Origin of the sequence: Pseudomonas sp. lyk4-R2A-8 (assembly GCF_030209095.1) — a bacterium.
In the GTDB taxonomy this organism is placed as follows: Bacteria; Pseudomonadota; Gammaproteobacteria; order Pseudomonadales; family Pseudomonadaceae; genus Aquipseudomonas; species Aquipseudomonas quebecensis.
In genome coordinates this window covers 117,228-134,704 of record NZ_JARVSS010000007.1, presented here as the reverse complement: position 1 = coordinate 134,704, position 17,477 = coordinate 117,228, and the positions used below count along the sequence as shown (strand labels likewise).

16 protein-coding genes and 1 tRNA gene are annotated in these 17,477 nt (G+C 58.6%); 9 read left to right on the top strand and 8 right to left on the bottom strand.

The features are described 5' to 3' along the window. Window positions 1-20: 20 nt before the first annotated feature. On the bottom strand, window positions 21-581 hold the full coding sequence (locus QRN10_RS08075) for a DUF924 family protein (protein WP_266247831.1): 561 nt from the start codon (window positions 579-581) through the stop codon (window positions 21-23). A gap of 111 nt (window positions 582-692) precedes the next feature. On the opposite strand from QRN10_RS08075, the gene QRN10_RS08070 reads away from it, so the two are divergent. Beyond that, a complete protein-coding gene (locus QRN10_RS08070; protein ID WP_266247830.1) occupies window positions 693-1,847 on the top strand; it encodes an acetyltransferase domain-containing protein in 1,155 nt (384 codons plus the stop codon). Window positions 1,848-1,920: 73 nt separating this feature from the next. Here QRN10_RS08070 and metE read toward each other — a convergent pair whose 3' ends face one another. Continuing rightward, window positions 1,921-4,209: a 5-methyltetrahydropteroyltriglutamate--homocysteine S-methyltransferase gene (metE, locus tag QRN10_RS08065; RefSeq protein ID WP_285428140.1), complete on the bottom strand. Its 2,289-nt coding sequence runs from the start codon at window positions 4,207-4,209 to the stop codon at window positions 1,921-1,923. Window positions 4,210-4,399: 190 nt separating this feature from the next. Between metE and QRN10_RS08060 the strand changes: the two genes are divergently transcribed. The 4 genes from QRN10_RS08060 to QRN10_RS08045 all read left to right on the top strand — a co-directional run bounded on the left by QRN10_RS08060 (window position 4,400) and on the right by QRN10_RS08045 (window position 9,132). Beyond that, window positions 4,400-6,043, top strand: coding sequence for a sensor domain-containing diguanylate cyclase (locus QRN10_RS08060; protein WP_253508142.1), 1,644 nt, complete (start codon window positions 4,400-4,402; stop codon window positions 6,041-6,043). A gap of 20 nt (window positions 6,044-6,063) precedes the next feature. Further along, window positions 6,064-6,522, top strand: coding sequence for a GNAT family N-acetyltransferase (locus QRN10_RS08055; protein ID WP_285428139.1), 459 nt, complete (start codon window positions 6,064-6,066; stop codon window positions 6,520-6,522). A 239-nt stretch (window positions 6,523-6,761) separates the two neighbouring features. Further along, window positions 6,762-7,859, top strand: a complete 1,098-nt coding sequence (locus tag QRN10_RS08050) for a carboxynorspermidine decarboxylase (protein ID WP_285428138.1) — start codon at window positions 6,762-6,764, stop codon at window positions 7,857-7,859. Window positions 7,860-7,887: 28 nt separating this feature from the next. Next, complete coding sequence (locus QRN10_RS08045; protein ID WP_181076769.1) at window positions 7,888-9,132, top strand: saccharopine dehydrogenase family protein; 1,245 nt, start codon at window positions 7,888-7,890, stop codon at window positions 9,130-9,132. Window positions 9,133-9,300: 168 nt separating this feature from the next. On the opposite strand, the gene QRN10_RS08040 is transcribed toward QRN10_RS08045, so the two are convergent. Both QRN10_RS08040 and QRN10_RS08035 read right to left on the bottom strand, forming a co-directional pair. Continuing rightward, a complete protein-coding gene (locus QRN10_RS08040; protein WP_285428137.1) occupies window positions 9,301-11,574 on the bottom strand; it encodes a hypothetical protein in 2,274 nt (757 codons plus the stop codon). A gap of 52 nt (window positions 11,575-11,626) precedes the next feature. After that, window positions 11,627-11,701, bottom strand: a tRNA-Leu gene (locus QRN10_RS08035). 293 nt (window positions 11,702-11,994) lie between these two features. Between QRN10_RS08035 and mddA the strand changes: the two genes are divergently transcribed. Further along, window positions 11,995-12,762, top strand: a complete 768-nt coding sequence (gene mddA / locus QRN10_RS08030) for a methanethiol S-methyltransferase (protein ID WP_285428136.1) — start codon at window positions 11,995-11,997, stop codon at window positions 12,760-12,762. 475 nt (window positions 12,763-13,237) lie between these two features. Then, window positions 13,238-13,477 carry a DUF6124 family protein gene (locus QRN10_RS08025; RefSeq protein ID WP_285428135.1) on the top strand — a complete coding sequence of 80 codons (240 nt, stop codon included), beginning with the start codon at window positions 13,238-13,240 and terminating at the stop codon, window positions 13,475-13,477. A gap of 201 nt (window positions 13,478-13,678) precedes the next feature. Here QRN10_RS08025 and QRN10_RS08020 read toward each other — a convergent pair whose 3' ends face one another. The 4 genes from QRN10_RS08020 to QRN10_RS08005 form a co-directional block, all read right to left on the bottom strand. Continuing rightward, a complete protein-coding gene (locus QRN10_RS08020) occupies window positions 13,679-14,338 on the bottom strand; it encodes an ATPase (RefSeq protein WP_285428134.1) in 660 nt (219 codons plus the stop codon). An 80-nt stretch (window positions 14,339-14,418) separates the two neighbouring features. After that, window positions 14,419-14,709: a hypothetical protein gene (locus QRN10_RS08015; protein WP_285428133.1), complete on the bottom strand. Its 291-nt coding sequence runs from the start codon at window positions 14,707-14,709 to the stop codon at window positions 14,419-14,421. Window positions 14,710-14,852: 143 nt separating this feature from the next. Further along, complete coding sequence (gene glsB, locus QRN10_RS08010; protein ID WP_032889526.1) at window positions 14,853-15,761, bottom strand: glutaminase B; 909 nt, start codon at window positions 15,759-15,761, stop codon at window positions 14,853-14,855. Window positions 15,762-15,816: 55 nt separating this feature from the next. Continuing rightward, window positions 15,817-16,161 (bottom strand): hypothetical protein, encoded by a 345-nt coding sequence (locus tag QRN10_RS08005; protein ID WP_253508150.1) that lies wholly within the window; start codon window positions 16,159-16,161, stop codon window positions 15,817-15,819. A gap of 230 nt (window positions 16,162-16,391) precedes the next feature. Between QRN10_RS08005 and QRN10_RS08000 the strand changes: the two genes are divergently transcribed. After that, entirely contained in the window at window positions 16,392-16,802 is a 411-nt protein-coding gene (locus QRN10_RS08000) for a hypothetical protein (protein ID WP_080758750.1), read from the top strand. Window positions 16,803-16,846: 44 nt separating this feature from the next. Next, complete coding sequence (locus QRN10_RS07995; protein WP_266247826.1) at window positions 16,847-17,461, top strand: hypothetical protein; 615 nt, start codon at window positions 16,847-16,849, stop codon at window positions 17,459-17,461. Window positions 17,462-17,477 lie beyond the last annotated feature (16 nt).

Below are 17,477 nucleotides of genomic sequence, written 5' to 3'. Positions count from 1 at the left end.
ATTCCCGGCAGGAATAGCCGTTACCCGGCAAAGCCTCCGGTGTCCAGGAACGCCTGCTCCTCTGCCGTGGTGATCCGCGCCAGCACTTTATTGCGATGGGGGAAGCGCCCAAATCGTTCGATGATGCGCGCATGTTCCTTGGCCCAACGAAAGGTGTTCGCGTCCAGCGTCTGATTGAGTTGCAGGGAGCGTTGCTGGTCGGCGCGTTCTTCGGAGTGCTCGAATGGCAGGTAGCAGAAGGCGCGCAACGCCGGTTCAACCTGCTGGTCCAGCCCGGCGTCGAGCATGCGCTGCGCATACAGCCGCGCCAGCGGGTCGGTGGCGAACATATGCGCGGTGCCGCGAAAGGCGTTGCGCGGGAATTGGTCCAGCAGGATCAGCAGGGCCAGCGCGCCTTGCGCCGAGTCCAGCCAACCCTCCAGCTCGCGGCGGGCGGCTTGCAGATGGGTGGCGTAGAACGTGTCCCGGAAAGTGGCGTCGAAGGCTTCGCTCTTGGCGAACCAGCGCTTGGGGCCGGCGGTTTTCCAGAAATCGAGAACGTCCTGGGCGGTGTGACTGGCTGTGGCGTCATGGGGGATCACGGTGGCGGACTCCAGTGAGGCTTAAACAATAACGGTATCAGAAGCACGGCACGACACACTCGAATGTTATAGGATAACACTCCTTCTCAACCTGCCCTGTGACCCTCGCCCATGACCGACGCTGCCCCTGCGCGCCAACGACTGCTCTCCATCGACGCCCTGCGTGGCCTGGTGATTCTGTTCATGCTGCTCGACCATGTGCGCGAGACCTTCCTGCTGCACCGCCAGGTCAGCGACCCGATGAACATTGACAGCACGGAGCCGGCGCTGTTTATCAGCCGCACGCTCGCCCATCTCTGCGCACCGGTGTTCGTATTACTCACCGGGCTCTCGGCCTGGCTGTATGGTCAAAAACACCAAGGGCGGCGCGATGTGTCGGCATTTCTGTTCAAGCGCGGGCTGTTTCTGGTGGTGCTGGAATTTACCCTGGTCAACTTCGCCTGGACCTTCCAGTTACCGCCCAGTGTGATCTACCTGCAGGTAATCTGGGCCATCGGCGTGAGCATGCTCGCCCTGGCCGCGCTGGTGTGGCTGCCGCGCGCGTTGCTGATCGGGCTGGCGCTGCTGCTCATTGCCGGCCACAACCTGCTTGACGGCGTGCACGTCGCAAACGGGTCGGCGCTGCAACACCTATGGGCGATTGCGCATGAACGCAGCTGGATAGACCTCAGCGAGAACCTGCGCCTGCGCGTCACCTACCCAGTGTTGCCGTGGATCGGTGTGATTGCCCTGGGCTACAGCCTCGGCCCGTGGTTTGCGCAGATGACCTCCCCAAGCGTACGCCAGCGTTATCTGTTGTGGGCCGGCGTAAGTGCGCTGGTGGGGTTTGTGGGGCTGCGCGCAGCCAATGGCTATGGCGAAAAACCCTGGCAGGCGTATGACAGCGGCGTGCAAACGTTGATGAGCTTTTTTAATGTGACCAAGTACCCGCCTTCGCTGTTGTTCCTGATGCTGACACTGGGGATTGGGCTGTTGCTGTTGCTGGCGTTTGAACGCGCGGGGCATCGACGCTGGATTGGCGTGTTGGCGGTGCTGGGTAGCGCGCCGATGTTCTTTTATCTGCTGCATCTTTATGTATTGAAAGTGCTGTATGTCGCCTGTGTCGCGCTGTTCGGCCTGAACCATGGCAACTACTTCGGCTTCGACACTATCGGTGCGGTATGGCTGCTGGCGCTGGTGTTGCCCTTGGCGCTGTACCCGCCCGTGCGCTGGTTCGCCACGCTCAAAAACCGTCGCCGCGACCTGGCCTGGCTCAAATACCTTTGAGCTGACACCGATCCAGTTGCGGGAGGGGCAAGTACGCCCATCACAACAAGCCCCCTCCGCACTTTTTACCGTGTCAAGCCAGCTCGGCGCGCAGTTGGCGGGCCGCGGTGACCATATGAATCAACGCCGCTTCCGTCTCCGGCCAGGCGCGTGTCTTCAACCCGCAATCCGGGTTCACCCATAAGCGCTCGGCGGGGATGCGCCGGGCGGCCTTGCGCAGCAGGTTGGCCATCTCCGAGGCATCCGGCACACGAGGCGAGTGAATGTCATAGACGCCCGGGCCGATGTCGTTGGGGTAATCGAACGCTTCGAAGGCCTCCAGCAACTGCATGTCCGAGCGCGAGGTTTCGATGGTAATCACATCGGCATCCATGGCCGCGATGGACTCGATCACGTCGTTGAACTCGCTGTAGCACATGTGCGTATGGATCTGGGTTTCATCGCGCACGCCAGCGGCGCACAGTCGGAACGCTTCGGTGGCCCAGTCCAGGTACGACTGCCACTGCGCCTGACGCAACGGCAAGCCTTCACGGAATGCCGCTTCGTCAATCTGCACGATGCGGATGCCCGCGGCCTCCAGGTCCAGCACTTCATCCCGAACCGCCAGGGCCAATTGCCGGGCCTGCGCTTCGCGGCTCACGTCTTCGCGCGGGAATGACCACATCAACAGGGTCACCGGGCCGGTCAGCATGCCTTTCATGACCTTGCGGGTCAGGCCCTGGGCGTAGCGGATCCACTCGACGGTCATGGGGTGCGGACGGCTCAGATCGCCGACAATCACCGCCGGTTTCACGCAACGCGAACCGTAGCTCTGTACCCAGCCGAACCGGGTAAACGCATAGCCGTCCAGTTGCTCGGCAAAATACTCGACCATGTCGTTACGTTCGGCTTCGCCGTGTACCAGTACGTCCAGCCCGAGGTGCTCCTGCACCTCGACTGCGTGGCGGATCTCGCTGTGCATGGCTTCAACGTATTCGGCCTCACTCAACTTGCCTTGCTTGTAGGATTGACGCGCCAGGCGGATCGACGCGGTCTGCGGGAATGAGCCGATGGTGGTCGTGGGAAACAGCGGCAGATCAAGGCCGGCGCGCTGCCGCTCGATGCGCTGGGCAAATGGCGACTGGCGCTGGCTGTCCTCGGCCGTGATGGCGGCTACGCGCGCCTGCACCGCCGGTTTGTGGATACGTGGCGAACCCGCGCGAGCTGCCTGCACGGTGCGGCTTTCAGTGAGTGCGGCGCGCACATTGGCGGCGTCTGGCTGATCGACCGCCTGGGCCAACAGCACCACTTCGGCGCATTTCTGTACGGCAAACGCCAACCAACTTTTCAGCTCGGCGTCGAGCTGGTCTTCACGACCGAGGTCCACTGGGCTGTGCAGCAACGAACACGACGGCGCCACCCACAGCCGATCGCCAAGGCGCTCATGCGCGTGCTGCAGGGTCGCCAACGCCTTTTCCAGGTCGCAGCGCCAGACGTTGCGGCCGTTGACCACGCCCAGCGACAACACTTTGTAGGCGGGCAAACGGTCGAGGATGGTCGGGTACTGGTCCGGCGCGCGCACCAGGTCGATATGCAGGCCGTCCACCGGCAGGTTGGCGGCCAGGCCGAGGTTTTCCTCCAGGCCACCGAAGTAGGTGGCGAGCAGTTTTTTCAGCGGATCGCGCTGGATTTGGTTGTAGGCGCGTTCAAACGCGTTCTTCCACGCCTGCGGCAGGTCGAGCACCAGGATCGGTTCGTCGATCTGCACCCATTCCACCCCCAGTTCCGCCAGGCGCTGGAAGATCTGACCGTACAGTGGCAACAGGCGATCGAGTAAATCGAGCTTGTCGAACTCGCCACCCTTGACTTTGCCCAGCCACAAGTAAGTCAGCGGGCCAATGATCACCGGCTTGACGGTGTGCCCCAGGTCGCGGGCTTCCCTGACCTCATCGAACAGTTGGTCCCAACCGAGATGGAAGTGCTGGTCGGCGCTGAACTCAGGTACGAGGTAGTGATAATTGGTGTCGAACCACTTGGTCATTTCCTGGGCATGGGCACCGCCGCAGCAGGGGTCGCTGACCCCTCGGGCCATGGCGAACAGAGTATGCAGCGTGGCCTGGCCATCGGCTGGGCGAAAACGCTCGGGGACCACGCCGAACATCAGCGAGTGGGTCAGCACTTGGTCGTACCAGGCAAAATCACCGGCCGGCAACAACTCGATACCCGCCTGTTTCTGCAGCGCCCAATGTGCCTGGCGCAGCTCACGGCCCACGGCACGCAGGCCGGCTTCATCGAGTTCGCCCTTCCAGAAGGCTTCCTGGGCTTTTTTCAATTCTCGGTCGCGTCCAATGCGTGGAAACCCGAGGGAATGAGCGACTGCCATGACGTGCAACTCCAATACAAGTGGTAATGGCGGCTATTGTCGGCAGGTGATCAGAGTGAGACAAACTCATTTTATTTTAGATGAACACAAGATTCGCTCATGTTAACCCCAAAGTCGGGCAAGTCCTGGCTGGCGGCCACCCCTGCATCGGGCATACCATGCGTCAAAATAATTACTCATTTGAGCATTCATGATCAAAACCAGTCTGCGTAGTCACTTGACCCTGTGGTTTGCCGGTTTGTCATTGCTCACGCTGTTGAGTGTCGGATTCTATGTGGGCCATATCGCCACCGGCCAGGTGCGTCAGGCCAGCGGTAATGCCTTGCTCGGCGCTGCTCGTTCCACCGCTGCGCTGCTGGCCATGCAACTGCGCGAACGCCAACTGGAAGTGTCGCTGCTGAGCAAGGCGCCGTTGATGCGCCTGGGCAACCTGGACGCGCCGGATATCCTTACACTGATGGAATTGCGCAGCCAATCGCGCGCCGAGTATGCATGGATGGGCGTGGCCGACACCCAGGGGCGTGTGCATCAGGCGGTCAACGGGCTGTTGGTCAATCAATCGGTGCAGCAACGCCCCTGGTTCCAGGCCGGCATGCGCGGCGAGTACACCGGCGATCCCCACGAAGCGGTGTTGCTGGCCAAGCTGATGCCGGGGTCGCCCAGTGGTGAGCCGTTGCGCTTCATCGACTTTGCCGCGCCGATCCGCAACGCCCAGGGCGAGACGATCGGCGTGCTTGGAGCCCACGCGCATTGGAGCTGGGTCACCCATATCGTCGAGTCGGCCACCCAGCAAAAAGACGCCGTGCCGGACCTGCAAGCGCTGATCATCGACGGCGATGGCAAGGTGCTCTACCCCGAGGCACTCGCCGGCCAACAGATACCCCCAACCCACCTGAACAGCCCCTCCGGCTGGACCTCCGGCAACGGCTACGTGACGGCATCGGTGGCGGTGCCGAGCCCGTCCAATGCCCAGCTGTCGTGGTACATCGTACTGCGCCAACCGCTGGATATCGCCCTGCAACCGGCGCGCGAGTTGCTGTACAAACTGCTGATACTGGGCGTACTCGCCGCAGTGGTGTTCGGGCTGGTTGCCTATTATCTGGCGTCGACCCTCAGCCGTCCGATCGAACGGCTGGCCAAGTCAGCCAAGCAGGTGCAGGACCAGCAACCCGGCGCGGTGTTTCCCCAGGAACACGCGGTGCTGGAGATCGCCCAACTGGGCCGCTCGCTGGCCGGCATGACCCAATCGCTGTTGAGCAAGGAGCGCGAACTGCAGGAAGCCAACGCGTCCCTGGAGGCCACCGTCGCCCAGCGCACCGCCGACCTCACCCAGGCCAATGCCGAACTGCTTAAACTGGCCACGCACGATGCCCTTACCGGCGTTTATAACCGCCGCCGCTTCGACGAAAAACTCGCGGAAAACAGCCTGCTGTTTCAGCGCACCGGCCGCACCTTCGCCCTGCTGCTGATCGACGCCGACTACTTCAAGCGCATCAACGACACCTACGGCCACGCTATCGGGGATGAGGTGCTTGCGCACCTGGCCTCGGTGATCGAAAAAACGACCCGCGCCACCGATTTCGTCGCCCGTTACGGCGGTGAAGAATTCGCGGTGCTGCTGCCGGAGGTGGACGAACCCGACAGCCCCGAAGTGGTCGCCGAAAAGATCCGCGCCGCCGTGGCAGCGGCAGTGTTTCCTACGGTAGGCCAGATGACGGTGAGCATCGGCATCGGCGTGGCCGAACCCGCCGACCGCGATTCCCTGGCGCTGCTCAAACGCGCGGATCTGCGGTTGTATGAGGCCAAGGCGGCGGGTAGGAATAAAGTGGCGTGAGCTTAGGGGCAGGTGTACGGATGGACCAGATTCTTCAGGCCGACCCAGGCTTTTCAATACGCAGACTCCAGGCACTTGCGGAACCGATTCGTGCGCTGGAAGCCGAAGCAGTGGCCGAGGGCTTTCGTTTTGTGACGCGACTGATCAATGAGTGGGAGCATCGCACCGCGCGATTCGAACGACCCGGAGAGTGCCTGCTGGGCGTGTTCTACCAAGGCCAATTGATTGCCGTCGGCGGTCTGTCCATCGACCCCTATACAGGCCCAGCAGCGGGTCGGCTACGCCGGGTATATGTGACGCGCGCAATGCGTGACCGCAAAGTGGGCAAGGCACTGGTGCAGGCGCTGCTGGAGTTCGCAACGCCCAGCTTTCGCACCGTGCGCCTGTCTACCGATACACCTGACGCTGCAGCGTTTTATCTGCGCTGCGGCTTTCATCGAATCAACGATGCCAAGGCCACCCACGCGATCAAACTCTAGCGAGCCGGCTGATTGTGGGAGCGCGTGCGTGACAGTCTGGACGCCCCTCAGTCATGCTGGGGAAGGCAAGCTAAGCGAAATCCCGGCGTCAGAGTGGCCCATCATACTGACGGCCTGTCACATTGGCAGGCCAGATTAAAAGTGGCGCAGCAAAATCCGCCCACGAACCTTTCGATCTGTTCCAAGTGCGGGCACAATGCGTGTCCTTTTTTGGCAGGCACCGCCGCAGGCTCTCAAAAATGATCAAAACGCCGTACTACCTCATCGATAAACAGAAGCTTCTGGTCAATATGCAGAAGATTGCCTATGTGCGCGAGCAGTCCGGCGCCAAAGCGCTGCTGGCGCTCAAGTGCTTTGCCACTTGGTCGGTGTTCGACTTGATGCAGCAATACATGGACGGCACCACCTCGTCGTCGCTGTATGAGTTGAGGCTCGGTCGCCAGAAGTTCGAAGGTGAAGCGCACGCCTACAGCGTGGCCTGGGCCGACGATGAAATCGAAGAGATGCTGGAGAACTGCGACAAGATCATCTTCAACTCCATCAGCCAACTGCAGCGCTTTGCCGAACGCAGCGAAGGCAAGACCCGTGGCCTGCGTGTGAACCCGCAGGTGAGCAGCTCCGACTACCTGCTGGCCGACCCGGCGCGTCCGTTCAGCCGCCTGGGCGAATGGGACCCGGTGAAAATCGAAGGCGTGATCGAGCAGATCAGCGGCTTCATGTTCCATAACAACTGTGAGAACGGCGATTTCAGCCTGTTCGACAAGATGCTCGGCACCATCGAAGAGCGTTTCGGCGAACTGCTGCACAAGGTCAAGTGGGTCAGCCTCGGCGGTGGCATCCACTTCACCGGCGAAGGCTATGCGCTGGACGCCTTTTGCGCGCGCTTGAAGGCGTTCTCCGAGAAGTACGGCGTGCAGGTCTACCTGGAACCGGGTGAAGCGGCGATCACCAACAGTGCCTCCCTGGAAGTCACCGTGCTCGACACCCTCTACAACGGCAAAAACCTCGCCGTCGTCGACAGCTCCATCGAGGCCCACCTGCTGGACCTGCTGATCTACCGCCTCAACGCCAAGCTGGCACCGAGCGAAGGCGAACACACCTATATGGTGTGCGGCAAATCCTGCCTGGCCGGGGATATCTTCGGCGAATATCAATTCGATCGTCCGCTGGCCATCGGCGATCGGTTGTCGTTCATCGACACCGCGGGCTACACCATGGTCAAGAAAAACTGGTTCAACGGCCTGAAAATGCCGTCCATCGTAGTGAAACAACTCGACGGTACAGTCGAGGTGGTTCGTGAATTTGGTTACGAAGACTACCTGTCCAGCCTTTCGTAAGCTGGCGGATAAAGGAGAGATAAAGCAATTGAAAAAGAACGTTCTTATCATTGGTGCAGGAGGTGTCGCCAAGGTGGTGGCCCACAAGTGCGCGCAGCACAACGACGAGCTCGGTCGTATTGCTATCGCGTCGCGCAACATCTCCAAATGCCAGGCCATCATCGACAGCGTCAAGGCCAAGGGTAGCCTCAAGGTACCCGCCGATATCCAAGCCTTCGCGCTGAACGCCCTGGACGTGGAAGCGACCAAGGCCCTGATCCGCGAGACCGGCTCGCAGATCGTCATCAACGTGGGGTCCGCGTTCCTCAACATGTCGGTCCTGCGGGCCTGCATCGACACGGGCGTAGCGTACCTCGACACCGCCATCCACGAAGAGCCGGGCAAGGTCTGCGAGACCCCGCCGTGGTACGGCAACTACGAATGGAACCACCTGGAAGAGTGCAAACAGAAGAACATCACCGCCATCCTCGGCGTGGGCTTCGACCCGGGTGTCGTCAACGCGTATGCCGCGCTGGCACAGCAACAGCATTTCGACCGCATTGATTCGATCGATATCCTCGACGTCAATGCCGGCTCCCATGGCAAATACTTCGCCACCAATTTCGACCCGGAAATCAACTTCCGCGAATTCACCGGACAGGTGTGGAGCTGGCAGAACAGCCAGTGGACCAGCAACACCATGTTCGAAGTCAAACGCACCGACGACCTGCCGGTAGTCGGTTCGCAGAATCTGTACCTGACCGGCCACGATGAAGTGCACTCGCTGTCGAAAAACCTCGACGTGCCCAACGTGCGTTTCTGGATGAGCTTTGGCGAGCACTACATCAACGTGTTCACCGTGCTCAACAACCTCGGACTGCTGTCCGAAAAGCCGGTCAAAACCGCCGAAGGCCTGGAAGTGGTGCCGTTGAAAGTGGTCAAGGCCGTACTGCCCGACCCGTCTTCGCTCGCCCCTGGCTACACCGGCAAAACCTGCATCGGTGACCTGGTCAAAGGCACCAAGAACGGCCAGCCGCGTGAGGTGTTCATCTACAACGTCGCCGACCACGAAGAAGCCTTCGCCGAAACCGACAGCCAGGGCATCTCCTACACCGCCGGCGTACCACCGGTAGCCGCCGCGCTGCTGGTAGCCCGTGGTGAATGGGACGTGCAGCGCATGGCCAACGTCGAGGAACTGCCGGCAGAACCGTTCCTGAAGGCGCTGGACGTGATGGGCCTGCCGACTCGGATCAAGGACGAGCACGGTGATCGGGCCTGGGATGCAATGGCCTGATAGGCGATAGCGGACCGAACAAAAAAATGCGCTCGAAGGGGCGCATTTTTTATTTGGGCGGATACCTCTCTCCAACTGTGGGAGGGGCGGCCTTTGTTATTTCAGGTTCCGGGCCAAATGAGACGCTTGCGAGCAGTTCAAACACGTCGGCATCAACCAAATGATTACCTACCGCTCAACGGCCCAGTTTGAGCCAACGTGCTGCGAAGGAAGTAGCCAGTGGCGTGTAGTGGTCCATCCCAGAAACACCCTCGCACCATCGGCTGTTGGTCCCTGCTGAGGCAATACTTCGCCTGCGACGGCCTTACGCAACCCACTCATCAACGGTAGAAATTTTTCTCGGAAAGCCACAGGCTGCGTGGCGAAATAAGCCTCGACAGACCGCAACGCATCTTGGCATTCATATTCGTCAAGCATCGCAAGGTAAAACACCATCTGACGCCAGGCGTAGGCCGTATTCTTGAGCATTATCAACCGAGCATGATAGAGCTCAGTCTGCATTTGGTACCGTTTGCAGATCCACTCAAAACACGTCTGGACCATGCTTGCTAGTCGAGGCTTCAGTAAAACTTTCAATCCAAGCTCATCAAAAAGCAGTGCGAGGTTTTGAGTGGTTAAAATCTGCTGCTGCTCAAGGATGGTGCCATTGGTTGCAGGGTGCCAAGTGCCCAATTTAGCCCCCGCGCGCTTCGCGCATAAGGCGGCGAAGGCATCGCTGGAAACTCGCGCATGTCGTCGCCCTGTGGTGACTAGACGGGCCAGTTCATCGGTATCAATCGCGTAGTAACGTGCGTATAGCGTACCTGCTATCTCCCCTCCCGCTCGCCGGGCATTGTCAGCGAACTTACGTGAAAACTGCCCCATGAAGATATCTGCAGCGACTTCCTCCACAAAGGGAAGATCGAGTCCCGCAGTGTCCGCCAGTGTTCCAAACTCCTGGAGAAGCTTGTTAGGAAGGATGGCATAAGGAAAGGAATGAATCGTCAATGCCGATGATTCAACGAGAGCTTGCCTGGCGGCACTCGCGGCACCAACGCCTGACTGTCGATCACCCTCAATTGCAGCAATCCATGGCAACTCACTGAAGCCGATCTGACGCTGAAGGTTCAATAGCAATAACGAACGCCGTCGACGGAAAGCCTGATAGGTCGAGGCATAGAGCATCCTAAGTGCTTCGTCGCGTAAGCCCGAGCTGCTGAGCTGAGCTGTCATCGCGGGCAGCACCCGTGCGACTGTGTCACCCGAGGTGATTAGCCCATGCTCGATCAATTCGCTGATTGTCCCACTGCGACAGCGTTCAACTCGCCGCAGGATCGCCGCGGGTATCGCTACACATCCGCCCGGCGCGCACTCGAAGGCCTCCTCAGCAGTGAGCGGAACGACCAAATCGACAAAATCCGAGATACCACTTTGCGCCGGATACTTGGAGAGACGCTTTGCCACGGCACGCGCAATCAGGTGATGCTCTGGCCCCGCAACCTGGCGAAGCTGATTCGCACGGAACGCAAGGTGAGAGGCCGAATCCGGCGCGCCATGCTTGAGCACGAAGTCATCGACTATTCGCCTAATGCGACCTACCTGACGTCCTGTGAGCGATTCAGCATCACGGGCGCATTGCTCGAGCAGAAGAAACAATTCCTCCACACGATCTGGGGAGCATTTGTTGAGTCCAAGGCTTTTATAACGCGTATCTAATTCGGCTGCCTGCTCGTGCCACTGAGCCGGATAACTGCGGCACGGCCAGCCAGCCTGATAAGTCAGGAGGAAATGCGCAACGGCTGAATCATATAGGGGCAGACGGGCTTCAATACTGAGTTTCTGAGCAACGATCTGAGCGTGAGGCGGCAGGGTTGAAAGCAATTCCTTGACCTCACCGGCATCAACTATGTGAACCTGTGTGGCTGAAACCGGGAGCTGCACGGAGATTGACGGAAAGAAACGCAATCGATCGAAGAATGGAACAATCAGGTCTATCAGTGCCCTGGCTTCATCGTTGCGCTGCTGGCCTGACAGCCAGGCCACTGTCAGTAACGCGGCTTCTTCCGGTACATCAACTCTATAGTCACAAGTACTCAAACGCTGGTGTAGAGCATCAAGGCCATCATCCGTCAGGTGCCAGGCATTGATGTCCAACCGCTCGAACCCCGGGCGAACACCCGGAATAGAGGCGGCCAATTCCCGCTCATAGTCGGTCAGTTCGCCACCGGCCAAAAGGTTGCCGGTAGCAAAGCCCCCCGTAATGACTTCCAGCGTAACCCAGGCGGGAAGCCCGGCAATCGGAGCGCGCGAACCGTACTCAGCGGTGCCTTGCAGCATGTGCGTAATTACCTGCTGCCACTGTGAAATACGTCTGCCGGCTTTAAAGCGAGCGAGGGGACCGCAATTTTTATCGTGCGCAATCAGCGCTTTGGACAGTTGGAAAACCGCATAACCCGCGCCCATGCCAGTCACTCCGTGTGTTCTGGGGATGTGTCCAGATTGCCTTGTGATGTGATGGGTCCGGAGGCTGGATTCGAACCAGCGCCCACCCGGTCCTGAGCCGAGTGTTCTACCGCTGAACTACTCCGGAACAGCGGGCGCATTGTCTGGCAATTGCTGAAGGATGTGAAGGTGCGAGGTCATCATTAAATAAAGGCTGACGACAACGTACTTCTTTTTTGTAGGAACCGCCGGGGATCTCTGCCCGTTATTCGGCCGCGTGACTTGTCGAATCAGTCCACTATCAGCTGAATCCTGCTGCCCGTAACGCTGAGAGCTGTCAATTCTCCCAGCTTACCGCGCACGCAAAACCCGCTAGGCTTAACCATGGAGTGGCTGACCTGCAGGTTTGCTGCCCATTCATCCTGTGGGTAGGGCACGCTCATGAACCTCAACAACAACCGCGCCGTCCGTGCCATCGCACTGGTGTACAGCGCCTGCTGTTACGTGGTGTTCCTAATCACGTTCTTATATTTGATCGGCTTCGTCGGCAGTGTGGCGGTGCCCAAAAACATCAACGATGGGCCCCTCCTCGCTTGGCCACTCGCCGTGCTGATCAACTGCGCACTGATCCTGTTGTTCGGCGTCCAGCACACGGTCATGGCACGCAAAGGCTTCAAGCGGTGGCTGGCGGCAGTCATTCCGACGTCCGTTGAACGCTCCACGTATGTACTGCTCAGCAGCTTGGTGCTTGTACTGATGTTCTGGCTGTGGCAACCGATGACGCTCACCGTTTGGGAAGTTGAAACGACGTGGGCCAAGGGCCTATTGATTGGCCTGTTCTGGTTGGGCTGGGGCATCGCTTTACTGGCAACCTTTTTAATCGGCCACTTCGAACTGTTCGGGCTCAAGCAGCCCATCGACCGATGGCGCAGGGCCACGCCACAGGCGCCAGAATTCAGAACGCCATTGTTTTACAAGATCGTGCGTCACCCGCTGTACCTGGGTTTCCTGATCGCCTTTTGGGCAACACCGCACATGACCGCTGGGCACCTGTTGTTTTCGATGGGGATGACGGTTTACATCTTCATTGGCGCCAGCTTTGAAGAAAAGGATCTGGTGGCGTTGTTTGGTGAGCGGTATCGGCGTTACCAGCAGGAGGTGGGCATGATTTTGCCGTGGGCGAAGTCACGCAAAAAAGACGCTGAATAAACCTTTGTGACGAGCGGGCTGATCGTTCCCACGCTCTGCGTGGGAATGCCGCCTGGGACGCTCCGCGTCCCGCCAAACGGTGCACGATTTGAGTACCTCGCACTTCGTTCTGCAGCACAAAGAGAAAAATCCTGGCCTGCGACGGCAGCGTGGCATTCACTTTCCGCGTTTGCTCTTCTCGGATTTTTCCGACAAGGCTTTCAGGTTGTCGCTCGGAACTTCGCTGACTAACCTCTCCTCCGTCGCTGCCAATTCAGCGACCGGATTTGACCGTCCGACTTCAAAGAGCAACTGCGCCAACACCGAGCTTAGGCGTTTTTTTACGTCTGATGTATCGTGTCGCGGCAGCTGTACGCGGGATACCTTCGGGTATGCCGGTTTTGTTCTTTGGGCCGGTCGGTCAACCCGCGTACAGCTGCCACCCTCTTCGATTGACCGCGAATCGTGGCAGCCCTATTTACAAAGGAGCTTCACCATGATCAAAGACACCCCAAATCCCCCAGATAAACTCTTCACCGTAAGCCCCAACCTGGGCACAGAAACCCTGCTGGTCAACGCATCCCAGGATCTATCCTCCATCACCGACATCGCCACGCACCTGGCTTTTGAAATCGACGGTGCGCAACGCAATATGGCGCTGGGCATCTGTCGGATGCTGGAAGGTGTGCAATTGTTGGTGGACAAAGCGCTGGACGAAACTCACCCGGCAGCCTGACATAGACGGCATCAGGCGCCTGCGCTATTTTCGGGCGCCCTCCCGACAGACCCGGAACAGAACGTTACCGTTGGGATCATCGTCGCGACTACAAAGCCGCACCTGCGCCCTCCTCGCCACCATCGTCTTTGTTGTCGTGGACTTGTTTGTGAAGTTGCTACGACAGCCTAATACTAGCCTTCAGCGTTTGCTCTTCGACGGTTAAGTCAACTTATCGATGACATATTGCTGAAACCACGCAGGCTGGGTGTCCGCAACAATATCGATATCCTCGCCTTCTGTAATCTCCGCAAGTTGTGCAAAGCTGGGCTCGCCGTCTTGGGAGTTATCAAAGATATAGGCTCGATTGGATAAAAGTATCGCTTCTGACAAGTTCTCTAAAGAGCGCCTATAACGAGATCGAATTTTGTCCGGCGGTACATCATGCCCACCTATGGAGGCCCGATAAGCAACCCTAGCAACGTTAATATCAGCATCTGCGGTGGCAACGTAATAAACGTATACCCTGTAACCGGCAGCTTTCGCCTGCCTTAGCAGTTCAATTTTGCTGCTATCCGACATGACTGTCTCGAATGTAAAACTTACATGTTCTTCAATCAAAGACACCCGAATAAAATCAGAAAGAGCAGAAGCGATATAAGAGTCTATGTTGCGCGAAGCAAAAATGATCCGCTCACCCTTGACGGCCAGGTCGTCCAGTTTGGCAAGGGAATCGGGAAATTTTGATAGCAGTGAATGACGGCGCAAGAACGCAGTCGCGTACTCGGCATAGCGGGATAGCCCGAAGACCGCAAAGTCAAAAACACCCGTTTCACGAATGCCCAGCTCAATTGCATCAGGATTGATGTAGTTGACCAGCAAGTGGGCTGGAACTTTCGAATTGAATGTGCTCTTTCCACTCCCGTTAGGTCCGGCGAACATACGGACCCGAGGGGTAGTACTCAAGCCTGGATCTGCGCCTGGGCAGATCGACGGTCCAACAAGGATTTTCTGGTTTTCAAACGCGTGCCGGCCTTGAGGGTGCCGTAGGTTTCCACAGGGCGGATAACCAACGTTTCCGTATTGGAAACTTTAACCAATTGGCCAGCACGCACCACGAGCACGGACTCGCCCTTGGAAAGGGCAACCTCGTAGGCGTCCCTGAAGGCTTTGGCCGCAATGGAGGGAATGCTCGATTCCTGGGCAAGAATCTGTGCCTCGGTGATTTGGGGCTTAACTTTTTTACGTGACATGTTGGTCTCCGGTTCAGGACAAGGGCTGATCAATGGCAGTGAGCATAGATCACCTCAGGCGTCGAACGCTGGCTCGACTTTACCTCAATGTATGTCCCATGTCCTGCCGTGGGCTGCCCAAACCACCCTAAGCGGTTTCGCACTCAAAACACCGACCACCCAATCCGCTCACTCAACAACTCCAACGCCTTGATCCCAGCCAGCGAATTCCCCGCTGCGTTCAACTCCGGCGACCATACGCATACGGTAAATTGCCCCGGCACCACCGCGACGATGCCGCCGCCCACACCGCTCTTGCCCGGCAAGCCCACGCGATAGGCAAAGTTGCCCGCCTCGTCATACAGCCCGCTGGTGGCCATGATCGAGTTGACTTGCTTGGTCTGGCGAGCCGTGAGGATCTGCTCGCCGCTGTGGGCGCTCGTGCCCTCGTTGGCCAGGAAGCTGAACGCCTTGGCCAGGTCCAGGCAGCTCATCTGCAGGGCGCAGTAGTTGAAGTAGCTGTGCAGCACCGCGTCCACGTCATTGTGGAAGTTGCCGAAGGATTTCATCAGGTAGGCCATGGCTGCGTTGCGTGCGCCGTGCTGGGCCTCGGAGTCGGCGACGACGCTGTTGACCAGGATCTGCGGGTTGCCCGACAGGCGCCGCACGAAATCGCGCATCGACAGGATCGGCACGGCGAAGCGCGACTGGTTGATGTCGCAGATCACCAGGGCGCCGGCGTTGATGAACGGGTTGCGCGGACGGCCGCGTTCGAACTCCAGCTGCACCAGGGAGTTGAACGGCTGCCCCGAAGGCTCGTGGCCCAGGCGTTCCCAGATGCTTTCGCCGCCATGATCGATCGCCTGCACCAGGCTGAACACCTTGGAAATACTCTGCACCGAGAACAGCGTGTCGGCGTCGCCGGCGCGGTAAGCCGAGCCGTCGTTGCCGTACACCGCAATGCCAAGTTGGTTGGCCGGCACATCGGCCAGCGCGGGGATGTAATCGGCGACTTTGCCGAGGCCGATCAGAGGGCGCACTTCGTCGAGGATCGACTCCAGCAACGCCTGCATGTCTTGTCCTGTCATCGTGGTTTGAATCAGTGGTAAACGGGGCGCGCAGGATACTTCAGTGGGCGCGAAAGCCCCACACAATCTCTACCACTCGCTCGGCCACCACCAGATACACCAGGATCAACAGCACTTGCAGCGCCAGGTGATAGCGCAACCTGGCGAGGCGGCGGATGCCATCACTGACGTTCAACAGCATCAGCATGCTCGACAACACAATCAGCCCCCACCCCGCCACAGTCGAGGCAAACACGCCAATAAACAGCGGCTGCTGGCCCAGCAACGTGTTGGTACCGGCGGCGAATAACAGCGCACACACCAGCAGGTTTTTCACATTGTCGAAAATCTGCGCACTCAAGTCGTTTTCCAGCAGGGCCACATATCGCTTCCAGAACGTACGCATCAGTCATCACCGGGCAGGAATCGGTCGTCAATCAAAGTAGTTCAAATGCCAAGGTGCTGCACCGTCCCATGAACTTAGATAGGCGCCAGGTTGACCCTAGCGCAAGCTCCCAGATAGGTGCATTCCAAGACTATCGCCAGCAAAACGACCGCCAGCCAAGAATGATGGCTCATAGCCATTTCTTGAGATAGGATCAGCGCCCTTGACCTCAACAAGGACGATGAACACATATGTCAGGCGAAGTAGGTTTTTCAGAGTGGCACCCGTGGTCCGACCGTGGCGAACTGCCCGGTAAACACTTACCCGGGGTGTATTTCATCGCGCGCAGCAAACACAAACCAGATACTCATCGAAATTGCGATGCGACTATCTATATCGGTGAGACCACCGGTCAGAGCCTGGCTGATCGGCTGCGTCAATTCAATGTATCGGCTTTCAGCGAACGGGCCGGACACTCGGGAGGGAACACCTTCAGGCTGACGCTGCTTGAAACAACGCCCGCCGAACATATCTGGGTGTCTACTTGCCCGGTGAGTATGGGCATGCCTTACACCACCGCCTACATCAAGCATTTGGAGCGCAAGCTACTCTGGGAATATGTATGCACATGGGGAAGGTACCCGGCGTGCAATCACAGCTGATTGCACATTCCGCACACATCATTGACTAGGCAAGCACTTAAGACATGACTCCATTGTTTTCGAAAACCACACCTTCAGAAGCCACACTGATCGCTGCTCGGATTGCTCCCGTGTTTGACGCAGTGCTGAACGAGTACGACTTCCTCAAGTATCCGGCAGCCCATTACCAAGCATTCAAGACCTCTTACTCAGCGCGAACGGCCCAGAACCCACGGATTGCAGATTCGCTGCTGTGGAAGTGGGGCCATTGGGGCAAACCGAACTACCCACAACGCCATCGCAACCTGATTGCAGAGGTAGAGGGGCTCTGGCCACGGTTCATCGGTTCCGGTTGCGCTCAAGCGCCAGACCAAACCTTCCAGTGGTGGCAGGCGCAGTTCAAACGGCAAACGACCTACATCACGTCGGCGTACATCACGCACCTTGTACATCACAGCGCGCCCCTGCCCATTATCGACCAGCACAACTTTCGCGCGATGAACGCCCTGTTCGAGCCAGTGCGCCCGCCCCAGAAACGCAAGAAACGGCCATCCAGCTGGAATGACATTCAAGTGCTCAAAGACTTTATGTCGCAGGTCCTGGTAGCCATGCCTCAGCGCAGCTTTTCTGAACTGGATCGATTCCTGATGATGTATGGACGCAACCACGTCCCTCGCTGACAAAACCCGGGGTAGC